At 40.0% G+C, this 17,843-nt stretch carries 19 protein-coding genes and 4 tRNA genes; 16 read left to right on the forward strand and 7 right to left on the reverse strand.

What is annotated here, in order from left to right; genetic code table 11:
• Positions 1-129 precede the first annotated feature (129 nt).
• Positions 130-1,356 (forward strand): pyridoxal phosphate-dependent aminotransferase, encoded by a 1,227-nt coding sequence (locus E0409_RS00455; RefSeq protein WP_131270104.1) that lies wholly within the window; start codon positions 130-132, stop codon positions 1,354-1,356.
• Positions 1,357-1,446: 90 nt separating this feature from the next.
• On the opposite strand, the gene E0409_RS00460 is transcribed toward E0409_RS00455, so the two are convergent.
• The gene (locus E0409_RS00460; protein ID WP_131286518.1) at positions 1,447-2,289 is read right to left on the reverse strand and encodes a DMT family transporter; all 843 of its coding nucleotides are present in this window, start codon (positions 2,287-2,289) and stop codon (positions 1,447-1,449) included.
• Positions 2,290-2,742: 453 nt separating this feature from the next.
• Between E0409_RS00460 and E0409_RS00465 the strand changes: the two genes are divergently transcribed.
• Entirely contained in the window at positions 2,743-3,174 is a 432-nt protein-coding gene (locus E0409_RS00465) for a PaaI family thioesterase (protein ID WP_131286675.1), read from the forward strand.
• 83 nt (positions 3,175-3,257) lie between these two features.
• Here E0409_RS00465 and E0409_RS00470 read toward each other — a convergent pair whose 3' ends face one another.
• The gene (locus E0409_RS00470; RefSeq protein ID WP_131286520.1) at positions 3,258-3,716 is read right to left on the reverse strand and encodes a hypothetical protein; all 459 of its coding nucleotides are present in this window, start codon (positions 3,714-3,716) and stop codon (positions 3,258-3,260) included.
• A gap of 238 nt (positions 3,717-3,954) precedes the next feature.
• Here E0409_RS00470 and E0409_RS00475 point away from each other — a divergent pair.
• Positions 3,955-4,030, forward strand: a tRNA-Asn gene (locus E0409_RS00475).
• 278 nt (positions 4,031-4,308) lie between these two features.
• Here the strand turns inward: E0409_RS00475 and E0409_RS00480 are convergent.
• Complete coding sequence (locus E0409_RS00480; protein ID WP_131286522.1) at positions 4,309-5,487, reverse strand: trypsin-like peptidase domain-containing protein; 1,179 nt, start codon at positions 5,485-5,487, stop codon at positions 4,309-4,311.
• A 171-nt stretch (positions 5,488-5,658) separates the two neighbouring features.
• On the opposite strand from E0409_RS00480, the gene E0409_RS00485 reads away from it, so the two are divergent.
• The 7 genes from E0409_RS00485 to E0409_RS00515 all read left to right on the forward strand — a co-directional run bounded on the left by E0409_RS00485 (position 5,659) and on the right by E0409_RS00515 (position 8,698).
• Positions 5,659-6,417, forward strand: coding sequence for a Nif3-like dinuclear metal center hexameric protein (locus tag E0409_RS00485; protein WP_131286524.1), 759 nt, complete (start codon positions 5,659-5,661; stop codon positions 6,415-6,417).
• A 153-nt stretch (positions 6,418-6,570) separates the two neighbouring features.
• On the forward strand, positions 6,571-7,197 hold the full coding sequence (gene sodB, locus E0409_RS00490; protein ID WP_131286526.1) for a superoxide dismutase SodB: 627 nt from the start codon (positions 6,571-6,573) through the stop codon (positions 7,195-7,197).
• A 159-nt stretch (positions 7,198-7,356) separates the two neighbouring features.
• Positions 7,357-7,432, forward strand: a tRNA-Asn gene (locus tag E0409_RS00495).
• Between the two features lie 5 nt (positions 7,433-7,437).
• Positions 7,438-7,513 (forward strand) — tRNA-Asn (locus tag E0409_RS00500).
• A 254-nt stretch (positions 7,514-7,767) separates the two neighbouring features.
• A complete protein-coding gene (locus E0409_RS00505) occupies positions 7,768-8,019 on the forward strand; it encodes a hypothetical protein (RefSeq protein WP_228139732.1) in 252 nt (83 codons plus the stop codon).
• A 103-nt stretch (positions 8,020-8,122) separates the two neighbouring features.
• Positions 8,123-8,198 (forward strand) — tRNA-Asn (locus E0409_RS00510).
• Positions 8,199-8,254: 56 nt separating this feature from the next.
• Positions 8,255-8,698, forward strand: a complete 444-nt coding sequence (locus E0409_RS00515; RefSeq protein ID WP_131286528.1) for a DUF2726 domain-containing protein — start codon at positions 8,255-8,257, stop codon at positions 8,696-8,698.
• Positions 8,699-9,004: 306 nt separating this feature from the next.
• Here E0409_RS00515 and ubiA read toward each other — a convergent pair whose 3' ends face one another.
• From ubiA to glnA, 4 genes are all read right to left on the reverse strand, one after another.
• Positions 9,005-9,883: a 4-hydroxybenzoate octaprenyltransferase gene (gene ubiA, locus E0409_RS00520; RefSeq protein WP_131286530.1), complete on the reverse strand. Its 879-nt coding sequence runs from the start codon at positions 9,881-9,883 to the stop codon at positions 9,005-9,007.
• Between the two features lie 23 nt (positions 9,884-9,906).
• Positions 9,907-10,416, reverse strand: coding sequence for a chorismate--pyruvate lyase family protein (locus E0409_RS00525; protein ID WP_131286532.1), 510 nt, complete (start codon positions 10,414-10,416; stop codon positions 9,907-9,909).
• A gap of 112 nt (positions 10,417-10,528) precedes the next feature.
• On the reverse strand, positions 10,529-10,804 hold the full coding sequence (locus E0409_RS00530) for a hypothetical protein (protein WP_131286534.1): 276 nt from the start codon (positions 10,802-10,804) through the stop codon (positions 10,529-10,531).
• A gap of 87 nt (positions 10,805-10,891) precedes the next feature.
• The gene (gene glnA, locus E0409_RS00535) at positions 10,892-12,307 is read right to left on the reverse strand and encodes a type I glutamate--ammonia ligase (protein ID WP_171458762.1); all 1,416 of its coding nucleotides are present in this window, start codon (positions 12,305-12,307) and stop codon (positions 10,892-10,894) included.
• 963 nt (positions 12,308-13,270) lie between these two features.
• Between glnA and E0409_RS00540 the strand changes: the two genes are divergently transcribed.
• The 6 genes from E0409_RS00540 to E0409_RS00565 all read left to right on the forward strand — a co-directional run bounded on the left by E0409_RS00540 (position 13,271) and on the right by E0409_RS00565 (position 17,549).
• Positions 13,271-13,855, forward strand: a complete 585-nt coding sequence (locus E0409_RS00540; RefSeq protein ID WP_131286538.1) for an anthranilate synthase component II — start codon at positions 13,271-13,273, stop codon at positions 13,853-13,855.
• A gap of 17 nt (positions 13,856-13,872) precedes the next feature.
• Positions 13,873-14,919: an anthranilate phosphoribosyltransferase gene (trpD, locus tag E0409_RS00545; RefSeq protein WP_131286540.1), complete on the forward strand. Its 1,047-nt coding sequence runs from the start codon at positions 13,873-13,875 to the stop codon at positions 14,917-14,919.
• A gap of 21 nt (positions 14,920-14,940) precedes the next feature.
• Entirely contained in the window at positions 14,941-15,747 is an 807-nt protein-coding gene (gene trpC / locus E0409_RS00550) for an indole-3-glycerol phosphate synthase TrpC (RefSeq protein ID WP_131286542.1), read from the forward strand.
• 15 nt (positions 15,748-15,762) lie between these two features.
• On the forward strand, positions 15,763-16,449 hold the full coding sequence (locus E0409_RS00555) for a Smr/MutS family protein (protein ID WP_131286544.1): 687 nt from the start codon (positions 15,763-15,765) through the stop codon (positions 16,447-16,449).
• Positions 16,450-16,543: 94 nt separating this feature from the next.
• The gene (gene folE, locus E0409_RS00560) at positions 16,544-17,092 is read left to right on the forward strand and encodes a GTP cyclohydrolase I FolE (protein ID WP_171458766.1); all 549 of its coding nucleotides are present in this window, start codon (positions 16,544-16,546) and stop codon (positions 17,090-17,092) included.
• 97 nt (positions 17,093-17,189) lie between these two features.
• Entirely contained in the window at positions 17,190-17,549 is a 360-nt protein-coding gene (locus E0409_RS00565) for a cupin domain-containing protein (protein ID WP_131286548.1), read from the forward strand.
• Positions 17,550-17,843 lie beyond the last annotated feature (294 nt).

A 17,843-nucleotide genomic window follows, 5' to 3' on the forward strand; every position in this document is an offset into this window, starting at 1 on the left:
TATTGAAACAATTATTCATAAAAATATTTTTTTTACATATCGTATATTTCTTGCACCCCTTTCTCCTGTTTTTTAGGCTAAGATAGTGTGCTTTTTTATTTTTTAATCCCTATAAGAAGGAATACTGCCGTGGACGTACGTCTCTCTGATCGTGTCAATGCCATCAAACCGTCCCCTACACTTGCTGTTACCAATAAAGCTGCTGAACTTAAAGCTGCTGGTAAAAACGTAATTGGTTTGGGTGCAGGTGAACCAGATTTTGATACCCCACAACACATCAAAGATGCAGCAATTACTGCGATTAACAACGGTTTTACCAAATATACCGCTGTTGACGGTACTCCAGGTCTTAAAAAAGCGATTATCGCAAAATTCAAACGCGACAATAATCTTGACTATGCAGCAAACCAGATCCTGGTTTCTTGCGGTGGTAAACAATCATTCTTTAACTTGGCACTTGCTTTGTTAAACAAAGGTGATGAAGTGATCATCCCTGCGCCATACTGGGTCAGCTATCCAGACATGGTGATTATCGCTGAAGGTGTTCCAGTTGTTGTGAAATGTGGTGAAGAACAACGTTTCAAAATCACGCCTGCGCAATTAGAAGCAGCAATCACTGACAAAACGCGTTTAGTGGTGCTTAACAGCCCTTCTAACCCTACCGGCATGATCTACACTAAAGCTGAATTAGAAGCTTTGGCTGAAGTACTTCGTAAATACCCAGAAGTATTGGTTGCTTCAGATGACATGTACGAACCAATCCGTTGGGATGACGAGTTCTACAACATCGCAACTGTTGCTCCAGATCTTTATGACCGCGTAATCGTACTTAACGGTGTGTCTAAAGCATATGCAATGACTGGCTGGCGTATTGGCTATGCAGCAGGTCCTGCTAAATTGATTGGTGCAATGAAAAAAATCCAGTCTCAATCAACTTCAAACCCGACTTCGATTTCTCAAGTTGCTGCTGAAGCTGCATTGAATGGTCCTCAAGACGTGCTTGAGCCAATGATTGAAGCATTCAAACGTCGTCATGACCTGGTTGTTAAAGGCTTAAATGACATCAAAGGTATTACTTGCTTACCTGCTGATGGTGCATTCTATGCATATGCAAACATCCGCCCATTGATTCGTGCAAAAGGCTTAAAATCTTGCACAGAATTCTCTGCATGGTTATTGGAAGAAACAGGTGTTGCTGTTGTTCCTGGTGATGCATTCGGTCTAGGCGGTTATATGCGTATTTCTTATGCAACTGCTGATGAAGTGCTTGTAGATGCGTTAGCGCGTATCAAGAAAGCTGCTGATTCAATCGAAGGCGTTGACGCTGCGATTGCTTCAATTGCTGCTGAAAAATAATCTATAACTTAGCAATAAGTTATATGAGAAAAACCCGCGTTTATCGCGGGTTTTTTTAATAATAAAGTTTTATTCAATATAAAAAGTGACTTAGTGATTGCCTTTAACGCTATGTTTGCCTGCATAAATAACTAAAAAAATCCCCAGCAAGACAATCACGGTAGATAAAATAATCCGTAGTCCAATTGTTTCGCCAATAAAAAGTGAACCACCCAAAATAGCTAAACACGGTACACTCAATTGCACAGTACTTGCATCTATACGATCTATACGCTTAACAATGGAATACCACAATACATAGGCGCCCCCAGAGGTTACGCCACCTGACAACACAGCGAGAGCAACACCTTGAGGAGTGATTATTGCATCTTGATGCAATACAAAATACGCAATCATCACCAAAGGGATCGCCAGAAGAAAATTACCTACACTACCCGATAACGGATTTTGCATGTGCTTACCCAAAATACTGTAAGCAGCCCAAGCCAAACCTGAAATCATCATAATGATCGAATAACTCAAACTCGGCGCACTCGCACCCGGTAACAGCAGAATAATGATTCCGGTTAACGCCATCATCAAACCCAAACCACGTTTTAAATTCAGTTTCTCACCATGAAAAACCGCATAAAACACCATGGTCAATTGCACTGTTCCAAACAGTAAAAGTGCGCCCACACCCGCATCAATTTTAAGATAAGCATATGAAAATGCCACAATATAAATCGCCAAAGCCAATGCGCTATTTAAATGCCATTGTATGAACTGACGCCTCTGACTGAGCAACCACAGTATCAATAAAACCCCAGCACCACTACAAACACGAATCACACTAAAGCTTAACGGGTCAATTTCATGTCCCGCTAAAGCCAAACGACACAACACTGAATTTGCAGCAAAGGCAATCATTGCCAAAGTTATTTTTAAGAACATTGTTGAGCATCCATATTCAACGACGGGCTTTCATTCATTCTCATAGATATACAAATTTAGACATAAGCTCCAATCTTTATCTCTAATGCCTTATATCAAATAAACTTGTAACCTCTGTTCAAGCTCATCACAAACTCCAAATTAATACTTTTAGAGATCACTTTTACCTGATTGTTAATGTCATCCCAATAACTCAAGAAATATAAGCAATTGTTTTTAATTAAAAAATTTATAAAAATAAAATTGATAAAAATTTTTATATGCGCACCACCGTCTAATTTTAATATTATATTAACCTTATGTTTTAAAGCAGATACTTACCAAAAACCTATAATAAATAGCATGACTGAAGCATATAACATTATCTGAGTTGACTTGATGAATATGCAGCAGCCAACTAACGTATTCAGCAGTACCTTTTTAAAACTTAATCATCATTCAGGAATGATCGCAATGAACCCCAAAGAAATGACAGGGCTGCAACTGTTACAAGCCATGTGTACAGGGAAAATCCCACCTGCAAGTATTAGTGAAACCATACCAATGCAGCCTTATGAAGTTTCAGCAGGAACGATTCATTTCAAAGTAAAAGCAGATCATCGCCACTTAAATCCTTTAGGGAGCGTACACGGTGGTTTTGCCGCAACAGTACTGGATTCCGTCACCGGTTGTGCGGTACACAGTATGCTGGAAGCAGGCGTAGGCTATGGCACCATCGACTTGAATATAAAAATGTGCCGTCCCATTCCCAAAGACAAAGAACTACATGCCGTGGGCACCATTATTAATATCAGCAAGAACTTGGGGATTTCTGAAGGTAAAATTATTGATGAAGATGGCAAACTTTATGCCCATGCTACTGCGACGTGTATGATTATTCGTTAATACAAAAAATGCCGTATTTGGAGCACGTCCTGATTCAACTAAAGCTTAAGTTAAGTTACTTAAGCTTTAGCAATCACTCATCATTAAACAGCCGATTTAAGTGATTTCGTTAGCTCTGGAAAAGGCACTTCTGGACGTGACGTCGCTTTATAAATACATAAATATTTGAACACGCTATCGAGAGATACAGCAAGTTTCTTCTGTTCCGATATTGACCAAACTTTCGAGTTATTACGTCCGGATAAAGCGCTGCCATTCAATTGATATAAATACAGATCATGATCACGTTGCAAAGGTTGCTTACGACCATTTGAATAGCTTTCTAGTAATAATTGACAAGGTGAATCAATCAACCATTTATCACTAAACCAAAGCTGCAACAAATCACCCAAATATAAGGCTTGAGTTCCTACAGGCCAGACCTGGACATAAGCATCTTCAACGGCAGTTTGATAGCGTTGTGGATCTTGAATGATAGAAAGGTAATTGTCTTGATAAAAAGATAAATTTGAAAAGATTTCGGCAATCGTCAGCGTATGCATTCGCTTTCTCCTGTTTAGCCATTTTAGTGCTGGCAAGTTGGTTTAAATCCACACTGTTTGAACTTTCATTCAAACGCTCTGTTATGCATTTAATCTAACAAGCCGATTTTGGCTGTGCAAGTTTTTTTAACATTTTTGATTTATTTGTCTAAATAAAAAGCATACAGCACAAAAATTAAGGAATCATGACACTTTTAGCTTGACCCTCTACAAAATCTCCTTATAATCGCATGCAGATTCTCCAATAGCTCAGTCGGTAGAGCGACGGACTGTTAATCCGCAGGTCCCTGGTTCGAGCCCAGGTTGGAGAGCCAAATACGAAAAAGCCCGCAGCATTAAAGCGGGCTTTTTTTTGCCTAAATAATCCATAACTATTCAAATCATCATAAAAACAATGATCTTAATTGGCTCTTTATTAAAATCAAATCTGCAAATATCTATCCGCTATCAAGTTAGTCCACTCATAGTCATAAATTGATTGAGATATAAAAATTCGTAGTGAAATAATGGGTAAACAATAAAAAAAGCGCATCGAAATGCGCTTTTCTCCATTCATCCCATCTTAATATGGATGAATGTAAAGATTATTTTATTACTCCGGTAAAGGAATATATTGTGAATTATTATTCTGTGCTTTACGTTCAGTCACCACCACATTCAGGATTAATGGTTTCTCATCTCGAATCACTTCAATTTTGATTGTGCTATTCGGAGCTTGCAACGCAACATAATTAATCAAGTGCGATGCAGAAGTAATGGTTTCACCATTTACCTGAATAATTTTATCGCCTTTCTTGATTCCAGCCTTGGCTGCAGGACCTTGAGGAAGCACGTCTGCAACTACGACACCTGTTTGTTTAGGCTCAAGAATATTTTCCTGTTGCACTGGCATGAGGCTAATACCCAACCAGCCACGAACCACGCGACCATCTTTTAAAATTGAATTCAGGATTTGCTGACAGACCTTCGCCGGAATAGCGAAACCAATACCCAATGAACCACCGGATTGCGAGAAAATAGCCGTGTTCACCCCAATCAAATTACCCGCCACATCAATCAGCGCACCACCCGAGTTACCCGGATTAATGGCAGCATCGGTTTGAATGAAGTCTTCATAAGTGTTGATCCCCAAATCCGAACGATTGGTGGCAGAAATAATCCCTTGAGTGACGGTCTGCCCCACACCAAATGGATTACCAATGGCAAGAACAACATCCCCCACTTCATTAGCACTGAGTTTAAAAGGCAAAACCGGCAGCTTGTCGAGTTCAATCTTAATCACGGCAAGATCAGAATCGGGATCAGTACCAATAATTTTTGCTACCGCACGACGCCCATCATTTAATCCCACGACAATTTGATCAGCCTGTGCAATCACATGATTATTGGTCAAGATATAACCATCTGAACGAACAATAACACCAGAACCTAGGCTATTTTCATTTTGCTCCTGACCGAATTGATCTGGCACTTGATCACCAAAAAATTCACGAAATGCAGGATCATTTAACAAAGGATGTTCAGCTTGCTTCACTTTCTGGGTGGTAAAAATATTTACTACCGCAGGCGCAGCAACTTTAACCGCAGCATTATAGGATTCAATACCGCCTGTTCTCGTGGTACTGACTAAAGGCTCCACTTTCTCTACCGGCATTTTTACACCATCAGATGCAACAGGTGCTTTAGGCTGCTGATATTGTTGCCATGCAAGAAAACCCAGCGTGACCAAAATGAGTAAAACCCAAGGTAACCATGTAAAGGTGCGACGCACGTTAATTTCCTCTAACAATATTTTAATTCGTTGATGACTAAGTAATTTATGCGCCATTGTAAAATGAAATACAGCAGGAAACATAAAAATAGTGCAAGAGTTTTGTCATGCTTTAGTTACAATTCAAAATATGTTTTGATGATGTTAAATATTTAGGCTGTTGAAAAATTTATGGCAAAGCTCAATGAGATTATTCAGTGGTGTAACCAAACCCTGAAATCACACGAATTTAAAGACTATGCACCCAATGGTTTGCAAATTGAAGGCAAATCCGATGTAAATAAAATATTGTGTGCTGTCACCGCATCTCAAGATGCAATTGATGCAGCGATTGAACAAGGTGCGGATTTGCTGCTGGTCCATCACGGCTACTTCTGGAAAGGCGAACCCTACCCAATTACCGGCATGCGCGGTAAACGCATAAAAAGCCTGATTCAACATGATATTTCATTGGTGGGTTATCATTTACCTTTAGATAGTCACCCTACTTTAGGTAATAATGCGGCGATTGCAGATATTTTAGCATTAGAAAATATTGAAGCTTTAGACCCAAGCGAACGTAATCCGATTGGTAATATTGGTTATTTAAAACAGCCTGTGTCTGCTGCAGAATTTAAACTGTATGTATCGCAGCGTTTAGATTTTAATGCCATTCATCTTGCTGCTGATAAAACATCAATCCAAAAAATCGGTTTCTGTACCGGTGGTGCACAAGATTTTATTGGCAAAGCAGCTGAGCAAAATTGTGATGCCTACATTTCTGGTGAAGTCAGTGAGCGCACCTATTATGAAGCCAAAGAACTGAACGTGCATTATTACGCTTGCGGGCATCATGCAACCGAGCGTTATGGCGTACAACGCCTTGCAAAAGCTATTTCAGAACAGTTCGATATTGAGTATAGTTACTTCGAATTAAACAATCCGATTTAATTTAAATTTGACGGTTTGACATTTTCTTTATACGTATAAATTCAGGCTTTATTCTGTATTGTTATTTATAAGCAATGCGCAATTTAGGCAAAGAATCCATTACAATAAGGCCACTTAATGTCAAAACCCAGCAAAACGCAAGGAATTGAAAACATGACAACGATTACTTTACCGGCACTTCCATACGGTTACGAAGATCTTGCTCCACACATCAGCAAAGAAACTTTAGAATACCATCACGACAAACACCACAACACTTACGTTGTAAACTTGAATAACCTGATCAAAGGTACTGACCTTGAAGGTAAAACTTTAGAAGAAATCATCAAAGCATCTGCTGGTGATGCTGCTAAAGCTGGCGTATTCAACAACGCTGCTCAAGTTTGGAACCATACCTTCTACTGGAACTGTATGGCTAAAAACGGTGGTGGTAAAGCGACTGGTACTTTAGCTGCTAAAATTGATGAAGCTTTCGGTTCTTATGAAAAATTTGCTGAAGAATTCGCTGCTGCTGCAACCACTCAATTCGGTTCAGGTTGGGCTTGGTTGGTTGCTGACCAAGTAAATGGCAACTTGTCTATTCTTAAAACTTCAAATGCTGACACTCCACTTGCTCACGGTAAAGTTGCAGTGTTGACGATTGACGTTTGGGAACATGCTTATTACATCGACTACCGTAATGCACGTCCTGCTTACATCAAAACTTTCCTAGAAAGCTTGGTAAACTGGGATTATGCAAATGCTAAATATGCTGGCCAAGAAGCTGGCGTTGAAAAATAAGATTTAAAATAAATTTTATTTTCTGCATAAAAAAACCACCCTTTATGGGTGGTTTTTTTATTTTTAGGGCATATCTGCATAATTATAAGGCAAATGATTCATTTGTTTATATTTACGTGTTGACGACTTAGCTTTTCATCCCTAAAATGCGCATCAGATTCTCCAATAGCTCAGTCGGTAGAGCGACGGACTGTTAATCCGCAGGTCCCTGGTTCGAGCCCAGGTTGGAGAGCCATCTATTCTTCCATAGCTCAGTCGGTAGAGCGACGGACTGTTAATCCGCAGGTCCCTGGTTCGAGCCCAGGTGGAAGAGCCAGATTCTAAAAAGCCCACTCATGATGAAGTGGGCTTTTTTTATCCACCAAATTTCTTTTCACATCTCGTACAACCCGTACTTTTGATCTGTTTTCTGGGATAACCTCTCTTGATTAAAATTGTTGATCATTCCCCTATCTATTGTTCGCTTATTAAAATTTAGTTATGTTAATTCTAATAAAAATATTTTAATAAGCCGCCATGAATGCAACCTGGTTAAAATCTCTCATTTTCTGGATTATTTTGATTGTTGTCATGTTCGCAGTGTTTCAATGCAGTCAAAATTCTGAAAATAAAAAGCAGGCTTCTGCGCTCATGTATGAACGCTTATTTCATTGCACCCGTAATTTACCCCAAAAGAACCCAGAGGTTTTAAAACACATTCAACAACAACTCAAACCTGAGCTTACCCAAGCCGAGCTGATGCAATTGATCAATGAATGCCGTAAAGCACACCCCTTACAAAGCAAAGAAAATTATATAGACCTCATAAAATCACTTAAATAATCAGCAATAAGTTTATTTTTAAAACATTCAATTCATTTTCATGTTTTTTTTAAGCATAAGCCCTTGACCCCTTCAGCTTAGATACATAGAATGCGTACCAGATTCTCCAATAGCTCAGTCGGTAGAGCGACGGACTGTTAATCCGCAGGTCCCTGGTTCGAGCCCAGGTTGGAGAGCCAAATTCTAAAAACCCACTCTACTTAAGTGGGTTTTTTCTTATCTGTAGATTCGTATCGTGTTTAATTCCAGTTCATCTACCTTTCTTGTGATTGGTATTATTACCAGTCTTGCATTGATCATCCTGTGTGCTCAGCAATATTTCAAAACCAAAAAAAAGTTTTATCCCAAACGCGTCATTACGCCTTATGAATGCAGAATGTACGTGCGTTTAAAAGAAGCCTTCCCTCAATACCATGTCTTGGCACAAGTTGCTTTTAGTGCATTAATTACCAGTCATAATCTTAAAATTCGCAACAAGTTTAATCGCAAGGTCACCGACTTCGTTTTACTTAATGAATCGCTACAAGTTTTAGTGATTATTGAGTTAGATGACTCGACGCATTTATACAAAGTTGAAGAAGATAAATTTCGTGACCACATGCTGCATGAAGCCGGTTATCGTGTACTACGCTACACTGAAATTCCAAATGTTAAACAGCTGCATAAAGACATTCTTTAGAAATTCACCGATAAAAGTCTATTTCTAAATAGCCAAGCCGCTAAAGCTAGCGTAATCGGCGCTAAAACAATCAGTGGAATACAATCCAGTTTAATCTGAGACAAGCCAGCATCATTCAAATACAGCTCACGATGCTTGTGATCGATGGGATAATTTGCACAACGCCTATTATTCGAATTTTATGCGTACTTTTTATTCTAAGTGATTTCAATACCACGATATTTTAATTAAGCATAAAAAAGCATCTGGCTAAATACAATTTAGTAGATGCTTGTTATAAAATTCAACGTTCAGACCAGCACAGCATTAAAGCAATGTAATCAAGATTCCAGCAAAGATGATCAGCCCCACCCAACGGTTATGACGGAATGCCCAAAAGCAAAGTTGTGGATTTCTGTCCCTGGTTTTTGTCCATTGATAAATAAAGTCAGCTATAACGACTAATAATGCGATCAAACCAAAGGGAACAAGCAAGTCTTCGATGAACAGTGCAGCTCCAATCAGCAACACACTGATAGCTTGTAATAGCGAGATGATTTCAATATCGTATTTTCCAAATAAAATCGCTGTGGATTTCACCCCAATCTTTAAGTCATATTCACGATCTGTAATCGCATATTGCGTGTCATAAGCCACCGTCCATGCCAGATTGCCAAAATACAGCAGCCAGCAGGTTAAATCAGGCGTCTGCCCTACTGAGGTATAGGCCATTGGAATAGACCAGGAAAATGCAGCCCCTAAAAATACTTGCGGCAAGTTTGTATAGCGCTTCATGAAGGGATAAATAAAGGCTAAAAACAACGCACCGAATGACCAATAAAAGGTTTCAATCGGCAAGAACAACAACAGGCAGGCACTGGCAGCAACAAGAATTAAGAATACCCAAATGGCTTCTATCGGCTTAATCACCCCTGTCGCTAAAGGTCTATCTTTGGTTCTGGCAACAGCGCCATCCACTTTACGGTCTGCAAAGTCATTTATGGCACAACCCGCTGCACGCATAAAGACCACACCCAAGATCATCAACAACAGTATTTTTAAGTCGGGTACGCCTTTGGCTGCAATCCACAATGCCCACATAGTCGGCCAAAACACCAACTCTGTGCCAATCGGCTTATCAAAACGACATAAATAGTAATACGCTGCTAAACGCTCACGCCATGTAGTTTGTTGCGCAGTGTCCATGACTGTCCTTAACCAAGTTTCTGTTAAATATTTTTTTGTGAAGTATTTTGCTGAATAAACTGTTCAAAAGCAGGCAAAAAAGTCTCTTGAACAATAAATTTACAACCATGCCAAGTATAGCAACTTTGCCGCGTCCAACCATCTTCAAGCAGAATCACACGGCGCTCGCAATGGGGATTGGTACGTTGAAACAAGAACCAGCCAATTGGCTTTTTGCCAATATGCTGGAAGATACGTGCACGAGATTGCAAACTTAAAATTGGAAAGATACTTTTCGCTTTCACCCAAGGCTGATCTTCACAGCCATATAAATAACTTTCACGCACCCATGAGGTATGCTGATGCGGCATGTTCATCCACTGGCTGTCTGCAAAGCTTAAACGCAAAAAATGCTCTTGGATGGGCTGTACTTTAAACTCTCCATCCGCTAAATCTGTCAGTTGCTGCGTGAGTGAACCCGATGCATACAACCATTCACGTAATTCAGCAGGAATCTGTTTATCCTGTCGTTTACATGCTCGCTTGTTTTGCATAAGTCCCCTGCTCATTTAGGTTGATTGATTTTAATCTCATATATACATCATGTTAGCAATAGCCATATTAACTCAGCCATGACTCTTCCCCATCATACCCAATCAAATGCAATTAACAATTATCTGTTTTGGCAATCACTTCAAATTTGCCCTGCGGTGTCTTGATTAAAATCATCCCTTCGGCACTCAAATAAAAACTTTTAGGATAATCAAAGTCTAGAGCGAGTTCTGGATTTTTCACCCCCACAAATTCAGCTTGTTTATAGCCTTCCACCGTGCGTCCCACTTCTACATAGGTCACGGCAGAAAAGTTCATTTTAAAACCTTGCTCATGATCTTTAGGATCAATCCACGGATAAAAACTGGTGTGTTTTTTACGTTGTGCCATAGTATTTACAATAATGAGTTTCAAAAACAATGATACAAAAAAACCCGCTACATGAGCGGGTTTTTAAAGCTTAAATTCTTAAAAGAATTAAAGGCTGTAATACATATCAAATTCAACTGGGTGAGTAGTCGTGTTCAGACGACGTACTTCTTCAGTTTTAAGTTCGATATAGGCATCAAGCATTTCTTTAGTGAACACGCCACCTTTTAACAAGTAGTCATGATCAGCAGCAAGTGCTTCAAGAGCCATATCTAAGCTGTGAGCCACTGTAGGGATTTTCGCTTCTTCTTCAGGAGGAAGATCATACAAGTTCTTGTCAGCAGCTTCACCTGGGTGGATCTTGTTTTGAATACCATCAAGACCAGCCATCAACAATGCCGCAAAACCTAAGTACGGATTCATCATTGGATCTGGGAAACGTGCTTCAATACGCTTGCCTTTAGGGCTAGAAACGTAAGGAATACGGATAGAAGCAGAACGGTTACGTGCTGAGTAAGCAAGCATAATCGGCGCTTCATAATGCGGAACCAAACGCTTGTACGAGTTTGTAGAAGGGTTTGTGATTGCATTCAATGAACGAGCATGTTTAATCACACCACCAATGAAGTAAAGCGCCATTTCTGACAAGCCTGCATATTCATCACCAGCAAACAAGTTCTTGCCATCTTTAGAGATCGACATATGAACGTGCATACCAGAACCGTTATCGCCAACCATTGGTTTAGGCATAAAGGTTGCAGTTTTAGCATATTGATGCGCAACGTTCCAAACAGCATATTTGAACTGTTGAACTTCGTCCGCTTTACGAACCATCGTGTTGAAGCTCACACCAATTTCCAACTGGCAAGATGCAACTTCGTGGTGATGTACTTCTACACGACCAGGGCCCATGATGTCTTCGATTTTTGCACACATTTCTGCACGCATGTCATGTGAAGAATCCACAGGAGGAACTGGGAAGTAACCGCCTTTAACACGTGGACGGTGACCAGAGTTACCACCTTCGTAGTCTTTGTTTGTTGACCATGCAGCTTCTTCAGCGATCAATGTATGGCGCGCGCCAGACATATCGATTTCCCATTTCACTTCGTCAAATACGAAGAATTCTGGTTCCGGACCAAAGAATGCAGTATCACCGATACCTGTAGATTTCAAATATTCTTCTGCACGGCGAGCAATTGAACGTGGGTCACGGTCGTAACCTTGACCAGTTGAAGGCTCGATCACGTCACAAGTTACAACAACTGTTGCTTCAGCAAAGAACGGGTCAAGGAAGCATGTTGCAGCATCTGGACGTAAAATCATGTCAGATGCTTCGATGCCTTTCCAACCGCCAATTGAAGAACCATCAAACATTTTACCGTCTTCAAATGTATCTTCGTCAATCGTATCTGCTGGGTAAGTTACGTGTTGCTCTTTACCCTTAGTATCAGTAAAGCGAAAATCGACCCATTTTGCGCCACTTTCTTGGATGAGTTGAAGGACCTTGTTCGCCATGCTCATTGTGCTCCGATGATTTTTTGTTGCACCTGTTAAGTGCGTGTTAGTAGTTGGCAGTTATAAAGCAAATCCCGTACCAACTTTAAAAAACAAAGATAAAATATTGAATTCTTTATCAGAATAGAAGATTTAGATACTTTAGTTTGACGCTATTATACTGTGTGCAAATGTAAATGCACCATATTCAAACACTCTTAATTACTTTTGCTTAAAAAGCCACTTTCAGTGTATCAAAATGGTGCGAGTTTATTTTTAAAAGTTGTAAATGAGCCTTGTTTTCATCTATTGGGTTCACTTTCCTTTTCATCAGATTAAAATATATACTTAAAAATCAACTTATATCCATGTCGATGATTTAATTACTTAATATTTCAACTATTTAATTTTACCCCATTGTATAAATTTAAATTTAGAATGAGATTATCTTATTATTTTTTCAAGATTTTATATTCAAGACAGTTTGACTCGTAGATTTTTTCAGCATTTTAATAAAGAAAGACTGTGCGCCATTTTGGGGATTAAGGTTGGATCACATTTCCTTCTATGCATGCTCCTTTATTAAGTTCAGCTTCAACTAATCAAATTTTCACACCCATAAAACTTACTTATAGTTAGCCTATTACTTAAATTCAATTTCATCACCTCATTCATTGCTTTTAAATCGAAATAAAGCCTCCATATTCTTTAAAGATGGTTTCAATGGTTGAAATAAACAGCGATGAATTTCATTCAAGACAAAATGTAAATAAATCAGCTTATTCTTATCCTGTGATTCCTCTAAAATCATTATCATAGAAATAGTTCAGCCGAAAATGCTTATTTTTTGCTATGATTATTCGCACTCCATTTTTTATCCGTTTCAATAAACTTTATTGATATAAGGTTGTGCATTGAAACTGGAAACAATGTGAGTATTCCTGGACTATTCGAGCACATATAAGTGCGTAAATTTCAATAGGTTAGCTCATGCTTTTAATGATCGACAACTATGACTCCTTTACCTATAACATCGTTCAATATTTTGGCGAGTTAAATCAAGACGTAAAAGTAGTCCGTAATGATGCCGTGACATTGGAAGATATCGAGCGATGGCAACCCAAGTATCTGGTGATTGGTCCTGGCCCGTGTTCGCCAAGTGAAGCCGGAATTTCAATTCCAGCGATTCAGCACTTTGCCGGCAAAATTCCATTGCTTGGCGTGTGTTTAGGACATCAAGCCATTGGACAAGCTTTTGGTGGCGATATTATTCGCGCAAAAAATGTCATGCACGGTCGTTTGTCCGACATGTACCACAGCAACAAAGGCATTTTCAGCAACCTGCCTTCTCCGTTTTCGGCAACGCGCTATCATTCACTGGTGATTGATCAGGCGACTGTGCCGGATTGTTTGGAAGTGACCTGTTGGACCAATGAAGCCGATGGCAGTATGGAAGAAATCATGGGTGTCAAACATAAGACATTAGCCGTCGAAGGCGTGCAGTTCCACCCTGAATCTATTTTGAGCCAGCATGGTCATCAAATCTTCCAAAACTTTCTCGAAATTTATGCATAAAGAGCGTAACGAAAATAATGAACATTCAACAAGCTTTAAATAATATTACCAAACAGATTCACCTGACCCAGCCTCAAATGGAAGCTGTGATGCGCAGCATCATGTCGGGTGAGGCAACCGATGCACAAATTGGTGCGCTGATGATGGGCTTACGCTTAAAAGGCGAAAGCATTGACGAAATTACCGCAGCTGCTCGCGTGATGCGTGAATTTTCGATTAAAATTGATGTTAGCGATATTCAATATTTAGTTGATATCGTCGGTACTGGCGGTGACGGTCAAAACCTGTTTAATGTGTCTACTGCCTCTGCCTTTGTGATTGCAGCTGCGGGTGCAACCATTGCCAAACACGGTAACCGTGGTGTTTCAACCAAATCAGGTTCATCGGACTTGCTTGAGCAAGCAGGCATTAATCTTGATTTAAACATGCAACAAACTGAACGCTGTATTCGTGAAATGGGCGTCGGTTTCTTGTTTGCTCCGAATCATCACAAAGCCATGAAATATGCAGCGGGTCCACGTAAAGAATTGGGCTTCCGCAGTATTTTCAACCTGCTTGGTCCACTCACCAACCCTGCTGGCGTAAAGCGTTTTGTGATTGGTGTATTCAGCAATGAATTGTGTCGCCCGATTGCCGAAGTCATGAAACAACTCGGTGCTGAGCATGTCATGGTAGTTCATTCCAAAGATGGTTTGGATGAAATCAGTCTGGCTTCTTCAACCTATGTCGCTGAGCTCAAAGATGGTGAAATCACCGAATGGATGATTAACCCTGAAGATGTCGACATTGAATCACAGACTTTAACCGGTTTAATTGTTGAAGATTCAGCTGAAAGTTTGGCTTTAATTAAAGATGCTTTAGGCAAGAAAAAATCGGCAAAAGGTGAAAAAGCGGCCAACATGATTGCACTCAATGCAGGTGCAGGCATTTATGTCTCCGGCTTAACCACAAGCTATAAACAAGGTGTGGCACTGGCACATGACATTATTTATGGCGGACAAGCTTTAGAAAAAATGAGTGTTTTGTCTGAATTCACCAAAACACTCAAAGAATACGAAGCTTAAGGCTAGATAGGAAATATTGTCATGCTAGATATCGCAAATACCATTTTAGGTAAAATTGTTGACCGTAAACAGGTCGAATTTGCTGTACGTTTAAAACAACATAGTTATAAAGATGTTGAAGAACTGGCGCAGGCAGCAACACCGGTGCGTGGTTTCGCGCAAAGCCTGTTAAGCAAACGTCCAGGTGTAATTGCTGAAATTAAAAAAGCCTCTCCGTCTAAAGGCGTGATTCGGGAAAACTTTAATCCTGCTGAAATTGCCCAGCAATATGAGCAAGCGGGCGCAGCCTGTTTATCAGTATTAACTGATGTGGATTTTTTCCAAGGTGCAGATGAAAATATTTCGATTGCTCGTCAGCACTGTGCCCTTCCAGCACTACGTAAGGATTTCCTGATTGATCCTTATGGTGTCATTGAAGCACGTGCCTTGCATGCAGACTGTATTCTTCTAATTGTGGCCTGTCTGTCTGACCAGCAACTGGAAGAAATGTCGAAAACCGCCTTTGAACACAATCTAGATGTTCTGGTTGAAGTGCATGATGAAGCTGAGCTTGAACGTGCACTGAGACTTTCAGAGCGTTGTCTCTTAGGCGTGAATAACCGTAATTTAAAAACCTTTGATGTCGATTTAAATACATCACTTCGTTTGAAAAAACTACTTGAGCCTTCACGTTTACTGGTGACTGAAAGTGGTATTGCTACCCCGAATGATGTCCACATGATGCAACAGCATGACATTCATGCCTTCCTTGTGGGTGAAAGTTTTATGAAACAGCCTCGTCCAGATCATGCATTCACCGCATTATTTGGTCAGCCTGAAACTGTTTGATGAATAATTAAGATTATGAGTAAACATGATTCTTCGCTTTCGAAAGATCAGTACAACTTGCTGAAATCTTTTAAAAAGCAAATGACCAATCCGCATTCAACTGCCATTGCCAAACAACCTGAGCCTAAAGCTCAGGCCCAGCAAGAACAGGAAGATGATTTCGATTTGTTCCAAAAGTCGATGCAAGGTGTCAAAAAAATGGACACCAGTAATATTGCAAAGATTGAAAAAGACAAAAAGAAAAAAATGGATGCACAAACTTTAGCGAAACGTGCTTCAGCCACTGGCCCAATGCAAATAGACAATGCAGAGCTTTCTGACACCCAAGCCATGCTGAATCCGGTAGCCAGTCAAGCTACATTAAGCTATCGCATTGCCACTTTACAGCACAAAGTTTTTGAAGATTTAAAAGCCGGTAACCTGCGCTGGTTTGAAGCAGTTGACCTGCATGGCTGTACGGTTGAAGATGCGCGAGCTGCGGTGTTACAGATTATTCAAATGGCCACAGATGAAAATCAGAATGTCATTAAAATTGTGCACGGCAAAGGTCCGGAAGCCATTTTAAAAACTTATGTCAATGGCTGGCTTCGTCAGCACCGTGATGTTTTGGCGTTTGTCAGTGCACCTGAAAAACAAGGGGGCACGGGTGCAGTTTTAGTCTTGCTAAAACGAAGCGAAAAAAACCCTAAATTTAAACAGTAATCGGAATTTTTCCCCAAAACACGGCATTGTAGCGGTTTTCTGCTACAATGCCGTCCTTGTTCGATATCAGTGTAAGTGAACACGTCTTATGTCTATGCAGCAATCCTACGCCAACATTTTAACTGCCGTTGGTGAAGATCTTAATCGTCCTGGTCTTAAAGATACGCCAATGCGTGCTGCTAAAGCTTTTTCGTATTTAACGTCTGGATATAGCAAAACTTTAGAAGAAGTGACCAATAATGCGGTCTTCCCTTCTGACAACCGTGAAATGGTTTTAGTCAAGAATATTGAATTCTATTCTTTATGCGAACACCATTTATTGCCTTTCTACGGTCGTGTGCATATTGCTTATTTACCTGAAGGCAATGTTTTAGGTTTATCTAAATTTGCCCGCATTACTGAAATGTTTGCGCGTCGTTTACAGATTCAGGAAAACCTGACTCAACAGATTGCTGAAGCTGTGGCTGAAGTGACTAAAGCACGCGGTGTTGCGGTGATGATTGATTCTGCACATATGTGTATGATGATGCGCGGTGTGGGGAAACAGGAATCCACCACCCGTACGGTTTCTTTTGTCGGTGATTTCAAAACCAATAAAGATGAACGTCGTGAATTCTTGACAGCTTTACCTGAAAGTCTTTAAGATCTTTCAGCTTTTAAAAAGCCCCGATTGTTCGGGGCTTTTTTATATAGGCTTTAACTTTTTGCATTTATGCAACTTTTAACTTTAAGGATCAATCATGTCATCTATTTGGTTAGCAGGTCACGGTTTAACTCAGAGTGAAGTAACGATTGATTATCCCCGTCCCGATCGTCTGGTTGCAGGCAATCCTAAACGTATGACCCAAAGTTTATATGAGCATCCCAATATGAACTGTGGTATCTGGACCTGTGAAGTGGGTGCATGGAATATTCAATTTGCGGCCAACAAACAGGAATTCTTTCAAGTGATTGAAGGTCTGGTACGCTTGCATGATGCCAACACGCAGAATTTTGTCGAAATTAAAGCGGGTGAAGCTGGCATTATCCCGCCCGGCTTTACTGGAAAATTTGAAGTGGTTGAAGCCGTTAGAAAATATTTTGTCGTAGTGGAAGCCTAAAACCTGTGGATACAGGTTTTTCCTTTTATGTTTTTATAAAAATTTTAAAATAGTAGCGAACTTATAGGTTCAGTATATGTCATTACTGGAACCCTTCTCTCCTCGCTCGCTATCTATCGTAGATTAATTGCGAAAAAATTGATCAGTTTTTCTTAGACTATTTACAATAGAATGATTTTGTCTGTGCTGATATGGCATGCATTTTTTTACAAATGGGATGAAGCCAAAGCCCATCCCGAATACGTAGTGCAAAAACAAAAAATCCAAGACTGGATGAAGCAGTCCAATATTTAA

Origin of the sequence: Acinetobacter sp. ANC 4862 (assembly GCF_004336635.1) — a bacterium.
In the GTDB taxonomy this organism is placed as follows: domain Bacteria; phylum Pseudomonadota; class Gammaproteobacteria; order Pseudomonadales; family Moraxellaceae; genus Acinetobacter.